Genomic DNA, 20,234 nt, shown 5'->3' with positions numbered 1-20,234 from the left:
CTCCACAAACAGGTAGGCCCGTATCTATTCCCTTTTCCCTTTATTCCCTTATTCCCTGTCTATTAACCAAGTAAGAAAGAAAGGAGTTCAGTCATGACACCCTTGCAGACACATCACCCAGCAGAAGTTCAATCGGAGATGGCGTTCGATACCACCACCTTGCAACAACTCAAAGCCCAACGGGGGATACGCCAGGACAAGTTGTACGTCTTTCGATTGGACAGCGCACAAGTACAACGGGCCCGTGAGCTGAACTTGCCTGACAGTGCCTTGATCGCTTTAGCCGCAATTGAAGCGGCGGCATATGGGGTGCGGCGCAACGACTGGATCACCTTGCCCCCACGCACAATCGATGCCTTTGCGCGGGGCTTTCGGTGGTGGCATCGCGCCACCAGCAAACTGGAAAAAGTGGGCCTGATTGAATGCCAACGACACACTGGCAAGTTGCCGCGCTATCGGCTCAAAAAAGCAGGGGCAGGAGCGCCTCAAAAGGCTCGCCGCACCATCCCCATCAAGAGCGCAAATGAACGCAAGCAAGGCCCGATCTAAGGCCTTGGTGAGCCTTTCTTTTTACGCAGACTTGCTGCAAAGAATCATCGATTTGCCAATGAGATGGCGTGCGACAAAGTCGGAGGCCGAAAGGGGGGGTAGGGGGTGTACATCCCTGGAGGCATTTGGCATCAGACCGACGTTTTACCTTCATTTTATTGCTAACCCATGATCCTTTATTTGGTTATATTTCATAACTAAAATTATTCGTGTTCGTGTTCGTGTTCGTGTTCGTGTTCGTGTTCGCGCGATGCGCGTATTGCAGCTTGTTGGTAAATGTCCTGAAGGTGAGCCAAGAACCGCCCCTGAGGCATAAGTGAGCAAGGCGGCTTTAGGCTGGCTACCGTCGCTCGCGGCAAGTCGACTGACCGGCAGCATCCGACCCCATGCAGACATTGGCACGAGCGCTTTTAATGCTGGCTTCTGGCAGAGTACAGCCGTTCAAGACAGCCTCCAGGCCTTGAGCGGCCAGTTGACAGCACCCTTTGAATGTCGGCACTCTTCAAAAACTGGTGAGAAGTTGTCACTTCCATATTTACGCACCTCACAGACTACAAACTCACTTAACAGATTTGTAGCCCGTCCGCATTCCTGGAGTCATGGCGCCGAATCGGGGCCATTCAAGAAGCACCCCTTGGGATCGGAGTAATTGCTGAAACTCTTGCAAATGTGCGCTCTGGACACGTACCGCTCGGGCTGGGATGGCTTTGCCAAGTGCAAACGCAGCCAACGATCCAGCAGCTTCTCCAATGCTCCACTCGGTAGCGTGCTCGCGATAGGCCCCGTTGGTGATGCGCGTCGTTCCGATGTTCTTGCATGCGGGCAACAGGTTGTCCACACGCTGCGGTAGCAGCGCCCCCAGGGGAATCTGAAATGGATATGAATCGATGTCGACCGTGTTCCTGCCTCGCGTGCTGGGATGCAGGTCGATGCGATAAGCCCCAATACCCACGCTGTCGTGAAAGTACTCAGCAGTATTCTGTCCAGGTCTTGCCGACACGCCGATGTGCTGCTCCAGCACGGTGAATTCTGCAAGGATGCGTCGCCCCTCACGCCAATAAACCTGTTGGGCCAGGCCATCTTGAGTGCCAAGCACATCACCGCGCAAACGCAGGCCGGGATAGCCCTGTCCGCCATCATGCCGAGGTGCTTCGGTTTGCATCCAGTAAAAAAAACCCAGACTGAATTGGCGAGCTTCGTGCAAGGCCTGCTTTTCTTCTTCTGGCAAGACACCAATGAAGGGGCGTTCCCAATAATCCATTTGTGGCCAGTTGGCCAAAGTGATATCGCTGGCATAAACACCGGGCTGAAAATTCCCCCGCCAGGCAATGCGCCGGGCGTGCCACAAGTCGTACAGGCCAGACGCATCGGTTGGCCCCACAAACAAGGGACGCACACGCGGCTGGTGAGTCACAAAATCCGACACAGTCCAGCTGTATTGCGCATTCGGCCAGCAGTCGAGTTGCAGGGTACGGTTGCCGTCATAGCCTTCGGGCTTATCTATGACATGGTGCTCACCCGGGTGGTACGCCATTGCGAAGCACCAGGTCGCGGCCTGCTGATCCCATGGGTCTGCATTGACAAGGGCGTGTGGCTCCTGTGTCTGCGATTGAGCTTCTGCGCCAAACACATGTTCAACTTTGGCCAGATCCAGCAGCGAACCGGTTTCCGTGGCATCAATGAAAAGGGATGCCTCCAGAACGAGGTTGTCGCCGGTGGAGAGATCTTGCATATGCACCGCTGTGATCCGGTCTCCCTTTGTTTCAGCGCGCATCAGACGATGGCGGCGAAGTAGGCGCAATTGACCCGTGAACGCCCATGGCGCAAGCAATTCATTGATCACGCGCGCAGCAACCCAGGGTTCATGACACAAAGTGCTGACATTACCTGAGCCGGGGTTGAGGCAGAACGCACGTGCTGCCGTAGGTGTCAGGGGCAGGTTTTGGCGGTAGTAATCGCGAATGGCACGGCGCAGGTGTGCATAACTTTGCGATGCGACCAGAGATTCGATCCAAGGGTATTCGTCGGGGGGGACGGCCTGAGCAGTCAGTTGACCACCGAGCCATTCAAGTTCTTCGGTTAGAACCACGGACTGACCCAGCCGCAATGCTGCCAGCGCAGCCGAAACACCACCAAGGCCGCCGCCAACAATCACCAACTGCGCTTTGGGCGTGCGTGATGTGGTCATGCTCAATCAACTTTAATGCCCATGCGGCGAATGGCTTCGCCATACCGTTGAGTGTCGGTTTCAATTAACTTTTGGAAGTCCTCGGAGGTACCGCCCCCTGTCTCAAGACCCAAACTGGCGAGTTTTTCACGCATGTCGGGTAACCCCAACAGCGTGTTGATTTCCCGATTCAATCGGCTGACGGTTGCAGTTGGCGTGCCTGCAGGAGCCATGAGACCAAACCAGCCAATGACCTCGAAATTACGGATGCCTTGTTCGATGGCGGTGGGGACCTCCGGCAAAGCAGGGCTGCGTATGCGTGAGGTGACGGCCAGTGCTTTGAGCTTGCCGGACTGGATGTGCGGTAATGCGCTGGTGGGAATTTCAAAGCCCACCTGAACTTCGCCTGACAGCAATGCGGTCAAAGCGGGGCCAGATCCTTTGTAGGGCACTTGGACCATATCCACGGAGGCGTCTTTCTTAAGGAATTCTGCGGCCAATGCGGTTGTGGTCGCTCCTCCTCCTCCTGCTGCATAGTTGAGTGTGCCGGGTGCTTTACGAGCGGCGCCCAGCATTTCGCCGAGTGATTTCCAAGGCTGAGCACTGGGGGCAACGATCACGATGGGTGTAGCTGCGATCTTGGCAACTGCGGAAAAGGACTTGACCGGGTCATAACGCAGGGTGCTGTAAAGCGCGCCGCTACCAGCATGACCCGATGTCACAAACAACAAGGTGTGACCGTCCGCAGGCGCGGTTGCCACAGCAGCACTGGCGATGGTCGCACCAGCACCGGGCTTGTTCTCGATCACGACCGGTTGCCCTAAGGCAGCAGACAATTTTTGTCCAACCGCACGGGCCAGAATGTCTGCTGACCCCCCGGGTGCGAAACCAACGACAAGCGTCACTTGTTTGCTTGGCCAAACGGCCGACTGCGCACTCACTATCGAGGTAAAGGCACTGAGAAATGCGGCGACGACTATGCGCCGTGAGGTGGGCTTCTTTGTGCTGAACATGGGAGGTCTCCTGTTAATAGGACCTGCCGAGGTCCGATGGACACCATCCTAGGCATGCCTTTTAATGCAATCAAATACCAAAATGTGTCTTGTGAATAACATTAAGTTATTGACTGGATAATATTAAACATGAACTTGCGACAAATTGAAGTGTTCCGCGCAGTGATGAATACGGGGACGACCACCGAGGCTGCACGATTGCTGCATGTGTCGCAGCCTGGCATTAGTAGACTGGTGCGGCACCTTGAAGTGCAACTGGATGTGGCACTGTTTGAACGCCGCAGTGGAAGGTTGGTGCCCACGGCAGAGGCACGCGAGCTGCATATAGAAATTGAGAAGGTTTACCGCGGCGTTTTGCATGTGCGAGATGTCGCAGCTCATCTGCGTTACGGCACCCACTCAACCCTGCGTGTGCTCTCCAGTGCCAACACGGCTTTGGAGCTGGTGCCGCGCAGCATGGCCATGCTGATCAACCAATACCCGACCGCTCGCGTGCTGTTCGAGTCACTTCCGACGCGCGAATTCGTCAAACTGTTGGTTTCGGAAGAGGCCGATGTGGCCATTTCCAGCGCCCCTTTGGATCATCCGTCACTGGAGGTCGAGGAAATCGGACGCTGGCTACTTTTGTGTGCACTCCCTACCGATAATGCATTGGTGACCCAGAAAAAACCCAAATTGGCAAAAGCGCTGGCGGGGCGGCTTGTGGCCTACAGCGCAGAAGCGCCACAAAGTGCAGTGATCAATCACTGGCTTCAGTCTCACAATGTGACACGCAACGTGGCAGCCGAAGTGCGTTCTGGGTTGGCAGCTTGCGCGGTGGCTGCCACGGGCGTGGCAGTGGCATTTGTGGATGACCTTTCTGCACGCGCACACAAGGCGGATGGCCTTGTATTTGCGAGCATTGAAGATGCACCTAGTTTTCCTATTTATCTGGTTAAAAACCGCCATCGTCCATTGCCTCGCCTCGGAGAGGCTTTCAGCGAGATTGTTCGAGAGCAACTCAAGCAACTTCAGTCAACCGCTGTTCCGAAAGCAGGATTTTCATTGCTGCAATGATGTGCCTCTTCAAGTTTTAATGCGCCTCCAAGACTCGAGAGCAGTCACAATTTGGTCTAGCTCGATAGTCCACTCTTGGCCGGTTGATGTCACTCAGCACGTCTGACCAGGTGCCCGCTTCCGCTGCAAACCGGCCCTTTTGGGGGGGGTATTTGGTGTCGGCGATAAACTGCTTCCGTGTGCACCAATTTCACGCCAACTAAAAGTGCTAAGTGGGTCAAAGAGGCGCTGGGCGTAGACTTACCAGTGAGTTTTCCTGCTGAGTCTTACTCGGTCTTCTCGGCACCTTTAGTGGTGAAAAGTCATCAGTCAGATCGCGTTGCCTTTGGTCTAGTGCGGTTTTGGCTGGTTCCTTCGTGGGCCAACGATGTTAAAACTCACTCAGTCCCATCAAATACCGAGGGAGCCTTGTGTTTACGATATGCAACAGCCTAACTTTTAAGCAGCACCCCCAGGTGGTCAATATTGGATCTGCGCCAACACTTTGAAGACAGGCTCCGCTTGTGAGCCGCGAATTGTAAATTAAGCCAGTTCGACCGCAGCCTTCAGTTGGCTTGGAGTCTTTATCACGCCGAGAGCCTAAAGTCCCACCTTGGCCTTGAACTCCGGCGAATGAACTCCGCGTTTTTTGCTTCAGTCATGAGTAACCCGTTTCTTTGGGCAGTGTCCCAATTAAAAACCTGTTCCAAATTCGGGGGCCACTTCAGTGCTCACAACTAAGTAAGGTGGCTTCTCAAAATCATTGTTTCATGTGCCGTGTAACCGGTTAAATCTCATGCCGATGGGTATTCACATATGAATCAAAGCGTTCATAGGTATGATTGAGCTTGGATTCAATTGAACATATGCGATGGGGTTGATGTGGCGAAAAATTTGCTTGAGGTTGAAACACTATCGGCTGACGTTGAGCGGCGCAGTTATGCCGCGCCGGCCTTGGAAAAAGGGCTGGACATTCTCGAGATGCTATGCCGTCATGAGAGGCCGATGACTCAAAAGGAGTTGGCTAAAAGTTTGGATCGCAGTGTGGGTGAAATTTACCGAATGGTGGCGTGCCTGGTCGACCGTAATTACGTCGCGCAAGTTGATGACAGTTCCTACACCATCACGACCAAGTTGTTTGAATTGGCTCACATAAGCCCGCCCACTCATCGTTTGCTGTTTGAAGCTTTACCAGTCATGCAAAGATTGGCCAAGGAACTGGATCAGTCTTGTCACCTCACGGTTTATTCGCAAGGGAAACAAGTTGTGCTTGCCAAGGTGGATGCTCCCAGCGGAATGGGTTTCAGCGTGCGAGCAGGTTCTGAGTTGGATGTGCTCATTTCTGCTTCAGGACGGGTCTTGTTGGCGTTTCAAAACGCTGAAACGACCAGGCTCTGGCTTGAGGAGTCTATTCAACGTAGGCCGGAACAATCAGATCAGCAGATCACGACAATTCTTGAGGCCATTAAAAAGATTGGTTTTGAATCTGTTCCAAGCGTACAGGTTCGCGGGCTTTATGCGGTCAGTTTTCCCATATTGGACACGCAGGGCAGAGCCCTGGCCGCGTTGACGGTTCCGTATGCTGAGCGAATTGATCAAAACCAGCGGAAGTCCATACCGGAGGTCACAGCAGCTCTTGGGTCTGCGGCAAAGGCTATTTCGGGCAAGGTCGGTGGCTCTATCAGAGGTGCAGCTTTAAGTTGATTAAAAATGCATGCTCTTGTACTTTTCAATCGACACGCGCGCCAGATTGTTTGACGATGCGAGCCCATTTTGTGAGCTCTGTCTTGGTGAAGGCCGCAAAATCTTCTGCTGAATTTCCAACAGGTTCAGCACCCAATGCTAAAAATCGTTCACGAACATCGGGCAGCCGAGTGATTTGCCCTATCTCTGATGACAGTCTTTGCACGATCTGAGTTGGTGTCGATTTAGGTGCCCAAACCCCATACCAAGTGCTGAAGTTGAATCCCTGGAGGCCACTTTCAGCGATGGTTGGAATGGCTGGCAGGCTTGAAGACCTGCGCTGTGTTGTGACAGCAATCGCTTTCAGCGCCCCTGACTTGATGAATGGTTGACTTGAGGGCAACGAGTCAAACATCATCTGAACTTGTCCACCGAGCAAGTCAGTGAGAGCCGGTGAGCTCCCTTTGTAGGGAACATGCTGCATGTTTTCAATACCTGCAGCAAGCTTAAAAGCTTCGCCTGCAAGGTGTGGTGCTGTTGCATTGCCAGATGATGCGAAATTGACGGGTGTCTTAGACACCTTCACCCATGCAATGAGCTCCTTGACGGTTTGGACGGGTGTTTTCGGATTCACCACAAGTACAAGTGGTACGTCCGCAAGGTTGCTAAGCGGAGCGAAATCCGCGATGGCGTCGTACCGCGATTTTTCATACAGGCTGGGGTTGATCACATGGAGTGATGCGTTAACCAGAAGGGTGTAGCCATCAGGTGGCGATTTTGCAACCATGTCTGCACCAATCATTCCGCTTGCTCCAGGCTTGTTATCAACAACAACACTTTGCCCGAGGCGTTCGGAGAGCTTTTGTGCAACGATGCGCCCGAGAATGTCTGTTGGGCCACCTGGTGGAAATGGAATGATGACCTTGATGGGGCGGGATGGGAAGTCTTGAGCCCATGAAGGAAAGGCGTTGAGTGCGAGGCCACTCCCCAGGATTTGAAGCACATTTCGACGGTTTGTCATTTTCATTGGTTTCAGAATTAGTTGTTGGAGGAGATGACAGCACCAGATGAAACCAGTTCATCGATTTGGCTTGGGCTCAAGCCCATTTCACTCAGAATTTTTATCGATTCCCAGCCTTTGGGCTGCGATGGAGTGCGCAGATCGAGGAAGTTATCGTTGACCTTGATGGATGCGCGTATCGCTGCAGTTTTTCCTTCTGTTGGATGGTCCTCATGTTTGATGAGGCCGACAGCCTTTAGATGCTTGTCATGCTGCAGCGTTTCCAGGGTGTGGCAAGGTTGGGCCGCGATGTCCGCTTTTTGCAGCAGTTCAAGCCATTCATCAGTTGACTTGTCTGTCAATGGGGTACCCCTTACCTCAAACCATTCTTTGACATATTTCGCACGAGCCGAAACGGAGTTGAAGCGAGCATCGTCCAGTAAGTTGTCGCGCCCGGTGACTTGTAAAAATGCACGAACTTGTGAGTCGGTATTGACCGTAAACGAGATCCAGCCATTGGCAGTCTGAACGGGCTTGTTGTGCGGGCTGAGCAGTCGACGATCTCCAACGGGTCCGACTGGAGGATCAAAGCTTTGTTGCGCAAGATGCTCCTGAAGTACAAAAGCCGCCATGGTTTCAAACATCGGCACTTCCAGTGTGCAACCTTTGCCTGTTGATTGATATTCAACAATTGCAGCAAGAATGGACCCCGCAGCGATTTCACCAGCGACATGATCACAGATCAACATAGGAACGTAATTGGGGGCACCATCCCTTTCCAGAAACAAACCTGCCATCCCCGTGACACCTTGCACAACACTGTCGTAGGTTGGCAAACCCGCATAGGGCCCATCTGTTCCATAGCCTGTGATCAGGCAATAAATCTTTTCAGGAAATCTCGCCCGAATTGTTTCGGCGTCAATGCCCAATTTTTGCAAGGCCTGTGGACGCATGTTTGCAACGATGACATCGACTGATTCGATCAATCGATCCATGACGTCACGTGCACCAGGTTTTTTAAGATCAAGGCATACATTGCGTTTTCCTCGATTCAGATGCAGGTAGGCGCCCGAGTGTTGGCCCGTTGGCGATTGCCCGCCTAGACCGCGCATCAGATCGCCTTCAGGGTTTTCAACCTTGATGATTTCAGCCCCGTACTGTCCCAAACGCCAGGTGCACACCGGGCCCACCACAACGCTGGTTAAATCAAGTATGCGGATACCTTGCAGTGGTTTAAAGCTCATGGGTGTCAACCTCCATATCAATGGCTAGCGTGAAACGATGGTCATAGGCCTGTAGTTGCCACTTGGACTCAATTTGATTGGCAACCATGGTGATCGGGCTTCCACAAAACAATGGCGCGACGTGACGAACCTTGATGTTCTGTGGCGTTATTCCTATTTCATGACGCAGAAATTCGGTCAGCATCAAAGTGGCCAGACCGCCATTGACCACCAAATCCGGGAATCCTTCTACATTCCTTGCGTGAGAACGGTCAACGTGAATCTTGTGAGAGTTAAAACCTAAGGCCGAATACTGAAACAGCAATGTTTCGTCTGGAACAACTGTTTTTGAATATTGACCCGTCAAATCTTCGGGATGTCTTGATACGCCCACGGACCCGCCCCCCTTGCTTGCGGGCAGCAGCAAGTAGGTCTGGGTTTCAAGCAACAGGGGTAAATCATTGGCCGCCAAGTTCAATTCATGATCAATCGTGGCGATAGCTATGGGGCCTGATGCATTGGCCTTATGAGTGAGATTGCGAATGGAACTTTTCCGAGTCACTTGGGCACCTATCGGGATATCTGCTTTGTAGACAACCGATCTGCCACCCAGCAACAACCTGGGCAGTCCCAGATCAGGCATGGCCACACCCAGACCCGGAAACCCGTCTGCGCGAAGTTGCGATCTTCTTGTGTCTGCTGCCATCAAGATGAATTGCCAGCCCCGAGGCAGCGGCGATCCCTCTTCATACGCATCAGGATCAAGGTCCAACATTGCTGCAACTCTGCGAACTGCTGAAACGCTGCAAATCTCTGAACGGATTGCCACCTCGTTGGACGGTGTATCTGTCAACAGGTCAATCGAATTTGAATTCATCAGCGAATAATATCATTCATCAATGAGTGTGAAAAGTGAAGAAAAGGACAAATTTAACCAAAAAAATCAGGGATAACCCCGATAATAATTCATGAGCGCATCCTTTACTTCATATGTGAATTTAGATATCGTATGCCTCAGAGCTTGAGGGGAGCCATCACACTCCCCGCCTGCGTTCATCCCTTGTGGCATCAGCCACACGGAAATTTCTTAACTTCAACACAGGAATCGCAATGAATTTCAAGTTTCATCACATGAATATTTGTACTGATAACCTGCCCCGCTTGACCACGTTCTATAAAACGTTGTTCAGCTTGGGCGCAATTACCGATGCCGAGCACACCGTGATCAGTCGTGAGCGTGAGGACAGGGCTTACACAGGTAAGGTGGACTTCCTGACTGATGGCGACATTGAGTTCCATTGGTCAGAAAGAGATCTTGAGACCGGATTCAAGATGAAGAAGTTTGTGAACCCCATGGGGCATGGCCACTTCTGTTTTCGCACCGATGACATCAAAGGCTTCATGCGTCGCTGTGATGAGTTGAAAATTCGCTATTCCGACTACGGATGCTGGGCTATCCCCGGTTGGCACCAAGTGTTCTTGTATGACCCGGACGGTCATTGCATCGAAGTTCATCAACCCAATGTTTTTGCTTGATTCAGTAACAAATCACTTTAGGAGACAAAGATGTCATTTAATTTCAAAACCAGCCAAAAGCCACAAGATTCCAGCCGTCGTGAAATTTTGATGGGTATGGCTGGCGTGGCTGCAACAACACTGGTGCCTGGTGCCGTCCTGGCGCAGGGGGCGGGCAAGATCACTATGAAAATCGCGATCACATTGCCAGAGAGTCATCCCACACCAGTCGCATTGAAGGCCGCCTGTGCTGAAATTTTGAAGGAATCAAACGGCCGTCTGAGCATTGATGTTTACACAAACGGGCAGTTAGGTAGCGACACCGACACGCTTTCGCAGGTTCGCTCGGGCGCCATTGATTTTGTCTGCACCGCTGGCTCTATCTACGGCAACCTGGTTCCTGTGGCAGCCATCAATTCCATTGCCTTTGCGTTCCCAGACTATGCAACTGTTTGGAAGGCGATGGATGGTGATCTTGGTGGCCACATGCGCGCCGCTTTCGATAAATTCAATTTGGTCCAAGTCGGCAAAGTGTTTGACCACGGATTCCGTCAAATCACCCACTCCACCAAGCCGATTACATCGCCTAAAGACCTTGTAGGCATGAAGATTCGCGTGCCAGCGACACCGCTGTGGACATCCATGTTCAAAGGATTGGATGCCTCACCAGCCACAGTCCCAATTGGCGAGCTTTACACCGCACTTCAAACCAAAGTGGTGGATGGTCAAGAAAATGCGCTGCCAACCATCGATGCCGTCAAGCTCTACGAAGTTCAGAAGTACTGCTCTTACACATCACACATGTGGGAATACTTCTCACTGGTCGGTAACAAAAGAAGCTGGAATGCGTTACCAGATGATTTGAGGGCATTGGTCACTCGAGTCTTTGAATCGCAAGCGCTCAAGCAGCGCACTGCACACGATACGCTGAACGCCAGCCTGGAAACCAAACTCAAAGGCCAAGGTATGCAGTTCAACCGACTGGATACCAAGCCTTTCCGCGATTTGTTGCAAAAGTCAGGCTATTACGTTGAATGGCAAAAGAAATTTGGCCCAGAGGCATGGGCATTGCTTGAGAAGTACAGCGGCAAGCTGGCTTGAGTATCAAGGGCCATCAACTGGCCCTTTTGCGCTTACGTTTGCAGGCATGTCGATATTTTTCGATGTGCCTGCTGACCCGTTTAAGCCTATTGCTTATTAAGAATGTATGAGACCCCTATGACCAGCCCTGACGCCATCACCGCATTGTTAGCGCAAGAGCATTCTGCAGCGCCTGCAGAGACAGCGTTCAATCGCATTCTTTCAAAATGGATGATGCCCTTGGAAGCACTTTGCGCCGCCCTGATGGTCAGTATCGTTGCTATGCTTTTCAGCGGCGTCATTGCACGCTATGTATTTTCTCGACCCGTTGGGTGGATCGATGAGGCTGTTTCGATCGCCTTCATTTGGGTTGCGATGCTGGGGGCGGTCATTGCCATGCATCGCAATGAACACCTCAGATTGTCGATGTTCGTTGATAAGCTATCCGAAAATTTGCGAGGGCTGGTACATGCTTTTGCCCTTGCCGCAATAGGTGCATTTTTGATCGGTCTCATTGGCCCTGCTATTGAGCACGTTGAAAGCGAATGGGTTGTTAACTCTCCATCTCTTGAGATCCCCAGTGGCATCCGGGTTACTGCGATTGCTGCAGGGATGATTTTGATGCTGACGGTCATCGGTGCGTATGCGTTAAAAACGGTTTCGAAAAAACATCTTTCAATTGCAATAGTAGGCGTTGGATTGTTTGTTTTTCTTTGCTCTAAAATTTCTCCGCAAATTGCACAGTTGGGATTGATCAATATCCTGATCTTCTTGTGCGGTCTGGTGGCACTTTGTTTGGTCTCTGGCGTTCCCATTGCCTTTTGCTTTGGCATTGGTGTGATGACGTATTTGGCGTTCAGTAGCAATATTCCATTGGTCGTGATTGTTGGTCGCATTGATGAGGGGATGGGCAATATTGTTTTGGTCTCTGTTCCGATTTTTGTTCTATTGGGCTGTGTGCTCGATGCGACTGGAATGGGTAAAGCCATTGTCGATCTTCTGGCATCGATGATTGGTCACGTCAAGGCTGGCATGTCATATGTTCTTTTGGCATCGCTTTTCATCGTGTCTGGAATTTCAGGCTCCAAGGTTTCAGACATGGCGACGGTTGCCCCTGCACTTTTTCCTGAAATGCGCAGACGAGGAAATAAGCGATCTGAAATGGTCGCACTGTTAGCTACCGGTGCCGCCATGGCGGACACAGTTCCCCCAAGCATCGTCTTGATTGTTTTGGGTTCGGTCGCTGGTGTCTCAATCGCTGGCTTGTTTGAAAGTGGATTTTTTGTAGCCATGGTTCTTCTTTTGGCGTTGCTTGTACTGGCAAGATGGAAGGCGCGCAATGAGGACACAAGCCAAATCAAGCGGCCAAGTATGAAAATCATTGGCCGACTGGCTTTGATCGCTGCGCCTGCGTTGGTGTTGCCATTTTTGATTCGCAGTGCCGTTGGGGGTGGCGTTGCAACCGCCACCGAAGTTTCCACCATTGCAGTGTTGTACGCGATGATGATTGGTCAGGTGCTTTATGGCGGTATTGGCTGGAAGCGGCTGTATGCCATGCTTGTCGAAACAGCCGCCCTCAGCGGTGCCATCCTTCTAATCCTGGGTACGGCCTCTGCCATGGCATGGGCTATTACGCAAAGCGGGATCGTGCAACAACTGTCCTTGTTTTTGACCACATTACCAGGCGGTTGGATGGCCTTTATGGCGGTGACTATCATCGTATTTTTGATACTGGGCTGTCTTCTTGAAGGACTTCCAGCCGTGTTGCTGCTGGCGCCAATCATGTTCCCAATTGCTAAGAAGCTTGGGATCAACGAAATTCACTATTCGATGGTTGTCGTCTGTGCAATGAACGTTGGCCTGATGATGCCGCCGATTGGCGTTGGCTTTTACATTGCATGCCGTATTGGAGACGCGAAACCAGATGATGTCATTGTCGCGATTTGGCCTTACATCGCGGCTTTACTGGTTGGTGTCATCGTGATCGCTGCAATACCTTCCCTGTCCACATTCATGCTTTGATCTGACATCCAAGGTCACTGCACATGAATGTCTTTATCACTGGCGCGACTGGATACATCGGAGGATCAGTCGCCATCGCAATGATCAAAAATGGACACAAGGTCCGTGGATTGACGAGAAGCTTTTCAAGCGCTCAGCAGCTCATGACTTTAGGTATTGAACCCGTTATGGGTGAGCTTGAAGACGCGGAACTGCTTGTTCAAGAAGCTTGCAAAGCAGATGCAGTTTTCAATACCGCAAATGCTGATCACTTGGGTGCTGTTGAAGCGTTGATCGCAGGGCTAAAAGGAACTGGAAGGGTGCTGATTCACACCAGTGGAACAAGCATCATCGGCGACGATGCCCGTGGTGATTTTTGTTCGGATGCCATTTATTCGGAAAATTCGACCTTGGTGATTGACCCCAGGAAGCAGGCGCGTCGGGACATTGATCTGCGAGTCATTGAGGCTTCCAAGCTGGATATCAGGTCTGCTGTCGTAGCTCCCAGCTTGATTTATGGATATGGAAAAGGGATCAACAAACAAAGCATACAAATTCCATTTCTTTCAAAGAACGCTTCTGACAATGGTGCCGTTCAAATTGTCGGAAAAGGGTTGAACACTTGGTCCAATGTTCATATCGACGACCTGGTTGATTTGTATTTGTTGGTGGCAGAGAAATGCAAGGGTGGTTCGCTGTATTTCGCCGAAAACGGTGAAGCCTCCTTTATTGAAATTGCCAAGTCAATATCAAAACGTCTTGGCATTCATGCAATAGAGCATCTCGACCCTGAGTTCGCAGTGGAGAAGTGGGGCATGGCCAGAGCACTGTTCTCATTTGGCAGCAATAGCCGAGTCCGTTCTGTACGTGCTCGCGAAGATTTGGGCTGGAATCCGAAAAATCATTCGGCACAGCAATGGATTTTGAATGAAATGAAGATCTACCCCTAAGCAGATTTTCGAAAAAGGAACGTATTGATATGCTGTTAAAAAATAAGGTTTGCATCGTTGCTGGAGCAGCATCCTTGCGAAGTATCGGCTATGCAACGGCTGAGCTTTTTGTAGAGCACGGGGCAAAAGTGGTTGTAACCGATGTGAACATGAATGCAGTTGTACTTGCATCAATCAAAGAATCAATCGAGAAGAAGCTTGAACGTACCGCATTGATAGATGGGATTCAATGCGATATCAGCAACCGTCAAGACTGCGATGCCTTGGTTGCGAAAGTAGTGTCTATTCATGGTCACCTCGATTGCCTGATAAATTCAGCTGGCATTGTTAAATCCAAGCCCATTCTGGATATCTCTGAAAGTGAGCTGGATCTCATGCTCGATATCAATCTCAAGGGTGCATTTTTTCTTTGTCAAAGTGCCTTGAGAGTTTTTGAATTGCAGCGCTCAGGCAACATCGTTAACGTGGCTTCACTCGCAGCACAACGAGGTGGTGGCTTGGTTGGAGGGTCGCATTACGCTGCGTCCAAGGGTGGCATGCTGAGTTTGACGAAAAGTATTGCGCGTGAGTTCGGCGCCTTAGGTATTCGTGCCAACTCTATTTGCCCAGCCATGATTGACACGCCCATGCTGGATGGGCTCTCTGAAGAGCGGCTTAAGGCAATCATTGATGCGATTCCCCTCAAGCGCATTGGATCTACGCGTGAGATGGCCGGGGCTTGTCTTTACCTCGCTTCAGATTTGTCGGGGTTTGTGACGGGCGCGACGCTTGACGTCAACGGCGGAACCCATATTCATTGATTTTCAAAAAATTCTGGGGTCAACGATGATTCTTGAGGTTGCTGACATTCGAGTCAAGTCTGGTCTAAACGATTCTTTTGAGAAAAGTGTTCAATTAGCACTCGACACAATTTTTCCTAAGGCGAAAGGTTTTCTTCATCATGAATTTCGCCGTTGCATAGAAACACCTGATCGGTATTTGCTTCTCCTGACGTGGGCTACGCTTGAGAATCACACCGTGGATTTTCGCGAATCTTCGCTTTATACAGAGTGGCGATCTCTGGTGGGCGACTTCTTTGCTCAACCACCGATTGTTGAGCATTTTTTAGAGTTGGTTGATTGTTAATGACTGTCTCAGTAGTGTCCTAACGTTGTCACATTCCAGAAACATCTTGTCTGCCTGATGCTTGAATTAGTGTCAGGTCTTTAATCGAGTTGCAGATTCAATGGTTTGATAATTCGCTCCCACCGGCGGGTGTGGTCATCAATCAGTCCGCCAAACTGAGCTGCTGAAAGTTGGGGGGCTGTTGCCCCATTGGCGATCAGGCGTTCCTTGATCTCTGGTGAATTGAGTAAATCATTGACCAGTTTGTTCAGCCTTTCCACCACAGTTGTTGGTGTACCCGAAGGTGCCACCAAGCCATACCAAGAATAGGCGACCATATCGGGTAGACCTGATTCCTTGAAGGTTGGCAAGGAGGGCAAAAGCGGAGACCGGGTATCAGATGAAATTCCCAGACCTTTAAGTGAGCCGTTTTGAATGCGGGGGATAGCGGTCGCAATGGCGTCAAAGTTGAGTTGAACATGTCCAGCCAGAAGATCATTGGTTGCAGGCCCAGCCCCCTTATAGGGAACATCTGGAATATCCACCCCCGTCATGCGTCGATACATTTCGTCCACAAAATGAGTCGATGATCCTGTACCCAACATGGCAAAGTTCAGTTTGCCTGGGTTGGCGCGCGCAAGGCTCACCAGTTCTGTAGAGTCTTTGGCTTGAACCGAAGGATGCGCGACCAATACGAATGGGGTCAGCCCGGTCAATGCCACGGGCCTTAAATCGGCGGGTTTGAACGGCATTTTTTTGAACACCAACGGATTGGTGCTCAGAGTACTGGTTGTGGCCATCAGCAAGGTATAGCCATCGGCAGGAGACTTAGCGACAATTTCTGCACCCAACATGGTGGACGCACCAGGCTTATTTTCAACGATGATGGGTTGTCCAAGTTTCTCTGACATACCCGTTGCCAGCATTCGAGCCAATATATCGGTGAATCCGCCAGCAGCATAAGGTACTACGATGCGCAGAGCCTTTTCAGGCCAAGCCGCCTTCGCTGAAGCAGGTAAGCAGGCTGCAGCCAATATTTGCAAGCAATTGCGTCGACTGATCATTGAGCGTCTCCTAATTGAGCCATGAGTAATTTGGACAACCCGGATTTTTTAGATCCTGTATTCAGAATGTCATCCTTGATTTCAACAAACAACTCAGTCGATCTTCAGCCCAGCCACTTTGGCCAAGCCTTGCCAAGTTTCCACATCTTTCTTTACAGTAGCTGCAAATTGGTCTGCCGTCTTGATCGGCGGTTTCGGCATGTTGTTACTGGCAAATTTTTGGATGACTTCATCAGTTGCCAATATGCGATTGATTTCCTGGTTCATCCGGTTGATCAAACTTTGTGGCGTACCCGCAGATGTAAACACGCCATACCATCCATCGGTATCAAACTTGAAACCCTGCTCTGACAAAGTGGGCAGATCGGGCAGTGCGGGGCCCCTTGAAGAACCGGTACATCCCAGTCCAACCAAACGACCGGACCGGATATGCGGCACAGGTGATGCAATGTCGACAAAGCCAACACTGATGTTGTTTGCAAGCAGGTCTGTCAGTGCAGGCAAGACCCCTTTATACGGAATATGCGGCATGAAAATTTGGTAATGGGCCTTGATGCTTTCCATGGCCAGTTGACCGCTGGATCCATTTCCCCAGGATGCGTAGTTCAGTTTTCCAGGGTTGGCTTTTGCATACCGCACCATATCGTCCAAGTTTTTGAAGCCCGTGGAAGGATTAGCGACCAGCAGAAAACCCGAAAGTCCGATTTGTGCCACGGGCGCAAGGTCCTTGACCGTGTCGTAGGGCATTTTGGGTTGAAGAATCGGGTTAATGGCAATGGACGATGAGGGCGAGAAGAGGAAGGTGTAACCATCCGGTTGTGCTTTGGCAACGGCATCATTGCCAATGATGCCGTTGGCACCGGCTTTGTTTTCAATGACGATGGACTGCTTGAGAGCTTCTTGCAAGGGGCCGGCCAACATTCTTGCAAAGATATCACCACCAACCCCGGCGGGACCTGGTACCACTATTTTTATAGGTCGGTTCGGCCAGTTGATGACATTGGCCGCGGTATGGACCTGTGCTCGGCTGTCCATTGCAAACAGCGCTGTGCTGGCCAACAATGCGCGACGCGAGATGGAAGAATTTTTCATGCTTGTCTCCTTTGGGTGTGTTAAAAAATCAATATCAATTCAAGGTTTCGAAAACTTGAGCACCTAACGCTGTGCCGTGCACGGATAAATGGGCACCCAACTGAATGGATTGCAAAGTTTGGGCACTGCTCAATCCGATCTCAATGCCCTTACGGATGTGTTCTCTGAGCGCTTTCGGATTGAAGGCTGTAAAACAAGCATGCAACGCGATCTGCACGAGGCAACGTTCTGCTGGACTCAGGCCTTCCGTTGAGAACCCATCGGACATTAATGAATGCGTGAGCTCTGCATAACTCGGATCATTCCAAGCCAGCCAGTCAAAAGCACTTTCGCCTGAGACATTTTTGACATCTTGTGTCTGGGATATTTCTTCTGCAAGAATTTCGATTCCTTGCAGGGTGCACTCAATGCCCTGCCCAGCCACCAAGTGCAGTACATCAAAAATATCCTGTCGGCTTGCACCGACTTTGAGCGCTTTTTCCATATGAACCCGAAGCCCGGCTTCGAACAAATGGCTGGATGAAGCATCCAAACCCACATAAATCAATTCGATCATGCGTTCACTCAACGGGCCGGTTCGTGCAGGGTGTCCGGCATAGCGCGCGTAATTCTGAAGAAAGTTGGGTCTTTCGCGCAGCAATGTATCGTTCCAGGGTCGCCAGTAGCCCCGCTCTCGTTCAAACTCATTCCTGATCTGGTCACGCATAAGGTCTTGTTCGCTCATCTTCGCACCCCGTGGTTATTTTGAGAAAGGCACAGTGTTTGCCCAGTGACATACTGAGCTTTTGTGCCTGCCAAAAAATGTAATAGTGGCAAAAAATGTAATGGCGTGATATTTTCAGCAACTTCGATGGCGTTGATCCGTAGTCCTTTTGCGCCCCATTCAACAGCAAGCGTTGAAACCAACATTTTTGCTGATGCCAAATCTCCTGCATGCATCCACTGGACCGATCGGGAGGGTAAAAGAAGTGTCAGACTTGCTGGGCCCACATGACTTCGAAAGAAATTGATCGCGGCAATTTGAACCGCCTTGAGTATCTGCCCGGTTTTTGCAAGAAGTACAGAGCCGTCGATGACGCCTTCGTAAAAAGAATCAGATGATGTCCGCGATTCCGCTTCAAGGTCGTGCCTAACTTCTGCCCATCCATCGGAGGCGAGGGATACGGTTTTCAATCTTGGTAGCGACTCGGAAGGTGACAATGTATATTCCGCCAAGGCCAGTTTCTGACTACCGCCGTAAACCGACGAGCCACCACAGACCATGAGGTTCTCACCAGAAAATTGCGGTGGAGCTTGAGTCGCTAAAAAATAAACGGCTTCAGCTATTTCTGTGGGTTCCGCCATGCGGCCAAGCGGAACTTTGGCCAGCGCATCTGGGCCATGGAGTTTTCCACTCTCAACTAATTTTTGCACCAGTTCAGTACGCACAAAACCTGGTGCCAGCGATGTGACCGTCCAATCCGGTTTTGCAGCGGCCAAGGCGCGAGTTTGTTCCAGCAGGCCAGCTTTGCTAGGGCTGTAGAGGCCACGATTTGGAATGGCCCGTAAAGCGGCGCCAGATGTGAGGTTGACAATTCGGGCCCCCGGACGGAGGCGACTCTCGCAGGCGTCAACCATGCGTGCCGGTGCTGCCAGATTTAGGGCAACCAACTGAGAGGGGATTTCTCCGTCAAGCGGGTCCAAAGCACTGGCACCTGAATGTGACATGCCTGCGTTGTTGACCAAGGCGTCCAGATCGGGCATGTCCTCAAGAACAGTAAGGATTTCCGATTCATGGGTTAGGTCAATCTGAATGATGAGATGCCCATTGGCCTTACTTGATTCCAGTTCGGATTGCAACTGCTGAAGAGGGCCCAGGGCTCGATCAAGCAAGACGCAACGCCAATTTCTCTGAGCAAATAGCACCGCCGTTGCCCGCCCAATGCCTGAGGCCGCACCCGTGATCAGCACGGTGCCATTTGGTTTGAGGCAGGAGAGGCCAAGCATGGACATGTGCTTGTCAAATGTTGGTAAAGGTCACGCCGCCATCCAGCACCAAGGCTTGCGCGGTCATGAAAGCGGCGTCATCACTTACCAAAAAACAAATGCCCCGCGCGATGTCTTCAACGGTTCCCAGTCTGCCCAACGGGGTCCGAGCAACACGAAGTGCGTCACGGGTTGCATCGCGGTTACGCAGTGTGCCTTCGGTCGGCACAGCAGAGGGGCACACGGCATTGACGCGGATACGACGATGACCCAATTCAGCAGCGGCTGCGCGCGTTAAACCAAGCACACCGGCCTTGATGCCCGAATAGACCAAGGAGTTGAGTGTTGAGCGAAGAGCTGCCGTGGATGCGATATTCACAATAACGCCGCCACGTTGGGGGTCCATGACTGCAGCCGCTGCCTGAATCCCCCAAATGACCGAATTGAAGCCGACATCCAGCATCCTGTCCAAGGTTTCAGATTGAATATCGGGTATGGCCTGATAGCGTACCCATGCTGCGTTGTTAACCAGTACATCGAAACGGCCCCGGAATTCATATGTCTGTTGCACTGCGGCCGTAATGCCTTCACGACTGGCGATGTTTTGCACAACGCCAAAAGCCTGACCACCCGCTTCTGTGATTTCGTTCACCACAGGGTCCACAAACTCCGCCTTCAGGTCGTTCACGACCACTATGGCCCCGCGAGTGGCCAGTAAGCGCGCTGTTGCTCTGCCTATGCCGTTACCAGCGCCCGTGACCAGCGCCACACGGTCTTTCATATCCAGTTGCAT

At 51.3% G+C, this 20,234-nt stretch carries 19 protein-coding genes; 9 read left to right on the top strand and 10 right to left on the bottom strand.

From position 1 onward, the window contains the following. The first annotated feature begins 93 nt into the window (after positions 1-93). Complete coding sequence (locus ACIQ3A_RS03045; protein WP_396430288.1) at positions 94-549, top strand: hypothetical protein; 456 nt, start codon at positions 94-96, stop codon at positions 547-549. A 559-nt stretch (positions 550-1,108) separates the two neighbouring features. On the opposite strand, the gene ACIQ3A_RS03040 is transcribed toward ACIQ3A_RS03045, so the two are convergent. Both ACIQ3A_RS03040 and ACIQ3A_RS03035 read right to left on the bottom strand, forming a co-directional pair. After that, on the bottom strand, positions 1,109-2,737 hold the full coding sequence (locus tag ACIQ3A_RS03040) for an FAD-dependent oxidoreductase (protein ID WP_396430287.1): 1,629 nt from the start codon (positions 2,735-2,737) through the stop codon (positions 1,109-1,111). Positions 2,738-2,739: 2 nt separating this feature from the next. Continuing rightward, positions 2,740-3,729, bottom strand: a complete 990-nt coding sequence (locus tag ACIQ3A_RS03035) for a tripartite tricarboxylate transporter substrate binding protein (RefSeq protein WP_396430286.1) — start codon at positions 3,727-3,729, stop codon at positions 2,740-2,742. A gap of 129 nt (positions 3,730-3,858) precedes the next feature. On the opposite strand from ACIQ3A_RS03035, the gene ACIQ3A_RS03030 reads away from it, so the two are divergent. Together ACIQ3A_RS03030 and ACIQ3A_RS03025 are read left to right on the top strand one after the other, a co-directional pair. Next, on the top strand, positions 3,859-4,785 hold the full coding sequence (locus tag ACIQ3A_RS03030; RefSeq protein WP_396430285.1) for a LysR family transcriptional regulator: 927 nt from the start codon (positions 3,859-3,861) through the stop codon (positions 4,783-4,785). Positions 4,786-5,646: 861 nt separating this feature from the next. Then, the gene (locus tag ACIQ3A_RS03025; protein ID WP_396430284.1) at positions 5,647-6,468 is read left to right on the top strand and encodes an IclR family transcriptional regulator; all 822 of its coding nucleotides are present in this window, start codon (positions 5,647-5,649) and stop codon (positions 6,466-6,468) included. Between the two features lie 25 nt (positions 6,469-6,493). On the opposite strand, the gene ACIQ3A_RS03020 is transcribed toward ACIQ3A_RS03025, so the two are convergent. Genes ACIQ3A_RS03020 through ACIQ3A_RS03010 form a run of 3 tightly spaced genes read right to left on the bottom strand, consistent with a single transcriptional unit; the run spans position 6,494 to position 9,547 of the window. Further along, positions 6,494-7,474, bottom strand: a complete 981-nt coding sequence (locus ACIQ3A_RS03020) for a Bug family tripartite tricarboxylate transporter substrate binding protein (RefSeq protein ID WP_396430283.1) — start codon at positions 7,472-7,474, stop codon at positions 6,494-6,496. An 11-nt stretch (positions 7,475-7,485) separates the two neighbouring features. After that, positions 7,486-8,691 carry a CaiB/BaiF CoA transferase family protein gene (locus ACIQ3A_RS03015; RefSeq protein WP_396430282.1) on the bottom strand — a complete coding sequence of 402 codons (1,206 nt, stop codon included), beginning with the start codon at positions 8,689-8,691 and terminating at the stop codon, positions 7,486-7,488. Further along, entirely contained in the window at positions 8,681-9,547 is an 867-nt protein-coding gene (locus ACIQ3A_RS03010; RefSeq protein ID WP_396430281.1) for a hypothetical protein, read from the bottom strand. The genes ACIQ3A_RS03015 and ACIQ3A_RS03010 overlap by 11 nt, the downstream gene beginning before the upstream one ends. A gap of 233 nt (positions 9,548-9,780) precedes the next feature. On the opposite strand from ACIQ3A_RS03010, the gene ACIQ3A_RS03005 reads away from it, so the two are divergent. From ACIQ3A_RS03005 to ACIQ3A_RS02980, 6 genes are all read left to right on the top strand, one after another. Further along, positions 9,781-10,206 (top strand): VOC family protein, encoded by a 426-nt coding sequence (locus ACIQ3A_RS03005; protein WP_396430280.1) that lies wholly within the window; start codon positions 9,781-9,783, stop codon positions 10,204-10,206. Positions 10,207-10,236: 30 nt separating this feature from the next. After that, positions 10,237-11,286, top strand: a complete 1,050-nt coding sequence (locus ACIQ3A_RS03000) for a TRAP transporter substrate-binding protein (protein WP_396430279.1) — start codon at positions 10,237-10,239, stop codon at positions 11,284-11,286. A gap of 117 nt (positions 11,287-11,403) precedes the next feature. Then, a complete protein-coding gene (locus ACIQ3A_RS02995) occupies positions 11,404-13,287 on the top strand; it encodes a TRAP transporter large permease subunit (protein ID WP_396430278.1) in 1,884 nt (627 codons plus the stop codon). A 23-nt stretch (positions 13,288-13,310) separates the two neighbouring features. Beyond that, positions 13,311-14,216: an NAD-dependent epimerase/dehydratase family protein gene (locus ACIQ3A_RS02990; RefSeq protein WP_396430277.1), complete on the top strand. Its 906-nt coding sequence runs from the start codon at positions 13,311-13,313 to the stop codon at positions 14,214-14,216. 29 nt (positions 14,217-14,245) lie between these two features. Next, the gene (locus tag ACIQ3A_RS02985; protein ID WP_396430276.1) at positions 14,246-15,016 is read left to right on the top strand and encodes an SDR family NAD(P)-dependent oxidoreductase; all 771 of its coding nucleotides are present in this window, start codon (positions 14,246-14,248) and stop codon (positions 15,014-15,016) included. Positions 15,017-15,041: 25 nt separating this feature from the next. Further along, entirely contained in the window at positions 15,042-15,341 is a 300-nt protein-coding gene (locus ACIQ3A_RS02980; RefSeq protein ID WP_396430275.1) for an antibiotic biosynthesis monooxygenase family protein, read from the top strand. An 80-nt stretch (positions 15,342-15,421) separates the two neighbouring features. Here ACIQ3A_RS02980 and ACIQ3A_RS02975 read toward each other — a convergent pair whose 3' ends face one another. The 5 genes from ACIQ3A_RS02975 to ACIQ3A_RS02955 form a co-directional block, all read right to left on the bottom strand. Then, positions 15,422-16,384, bottom strand: coding sequence for a Bug family tripartite tricarboxylate transporter substrate binding protein (locus ACIQ3A_RS02975; RefSeq protein ID WP_396430274.1), 963 nt, complete (start codon positions 16,382-16,384; stop codon positions 15,422-15,424). 93 nt (positions 16,385-16,477) lie between these two features. Beyond that, positions 16,478-17,476 (bottom strand): Bug family tripartite tricarboxylate transporter substrate binding protein, encoded by a 999-nt coding sequence (locus tag ACIQ3A_RS02970; protein ID WP_396430273.1) that lies wholly within the window; start codon positions 17,474-17,476, stop codon positions 16,478-16,480. A 34-nt stretch (positions 17,477-17,510) separates the two neighbouring features. Further along, positions 17,511-18,200 carry a carboxymuconolactone decarboxylase family protein gene (locus ACIQ3A_RS02965; RefSeq protein WP_396430272.1) on the bottom strand — a complete coding sequence of 230 codons (690 nt, stop codon included), beginning with the start codon at positions 18,198-18,200 and terminating at the stop codon, positions 17,511-17,513. After that, entirely contained in the window at positions 18,197-19,468 is a 1,272-nt protein-coding gene (locus tag ACIQ3A_RS02960) for an SDR family oxidoreductase (RefSeq protein ID WP_396430271.1), read from the bottom strand. The genes ACIQ3A_RS02965 and ACIQ3A_RS02960 overlap by 4 nt, the downstream gene beginning before the upstream one ends. A 7-nt stretch (positions 19,469-19,475) precedes the next feature. Then, on the bottom strand, positions 19,476-20,234 hold the full coding sequence (locus tag ACIQ3A_RS02955) for an SDR family NAD(P)-dependent oxidoreductase (protein WP_396430270.1): 759 nt from the start codon (positions 20,232-20,234) through the stop codon (positions 19,476-19,478).

The sequence above is a fragment of the Limnohabitans sp. genome, from assembly GCF_044361985.1.
Taxonomy (GTDB): Bacteria; Pseudomonadota; Gammaproteobacteria; order Burkholderiales; family Burkholderiaceae_C; genus Limnohabitans_A.
Note: the sequence above shows the minus strand (reverse complement) of the source record. Positions and strands in the feature narration are given on the sequence as shown.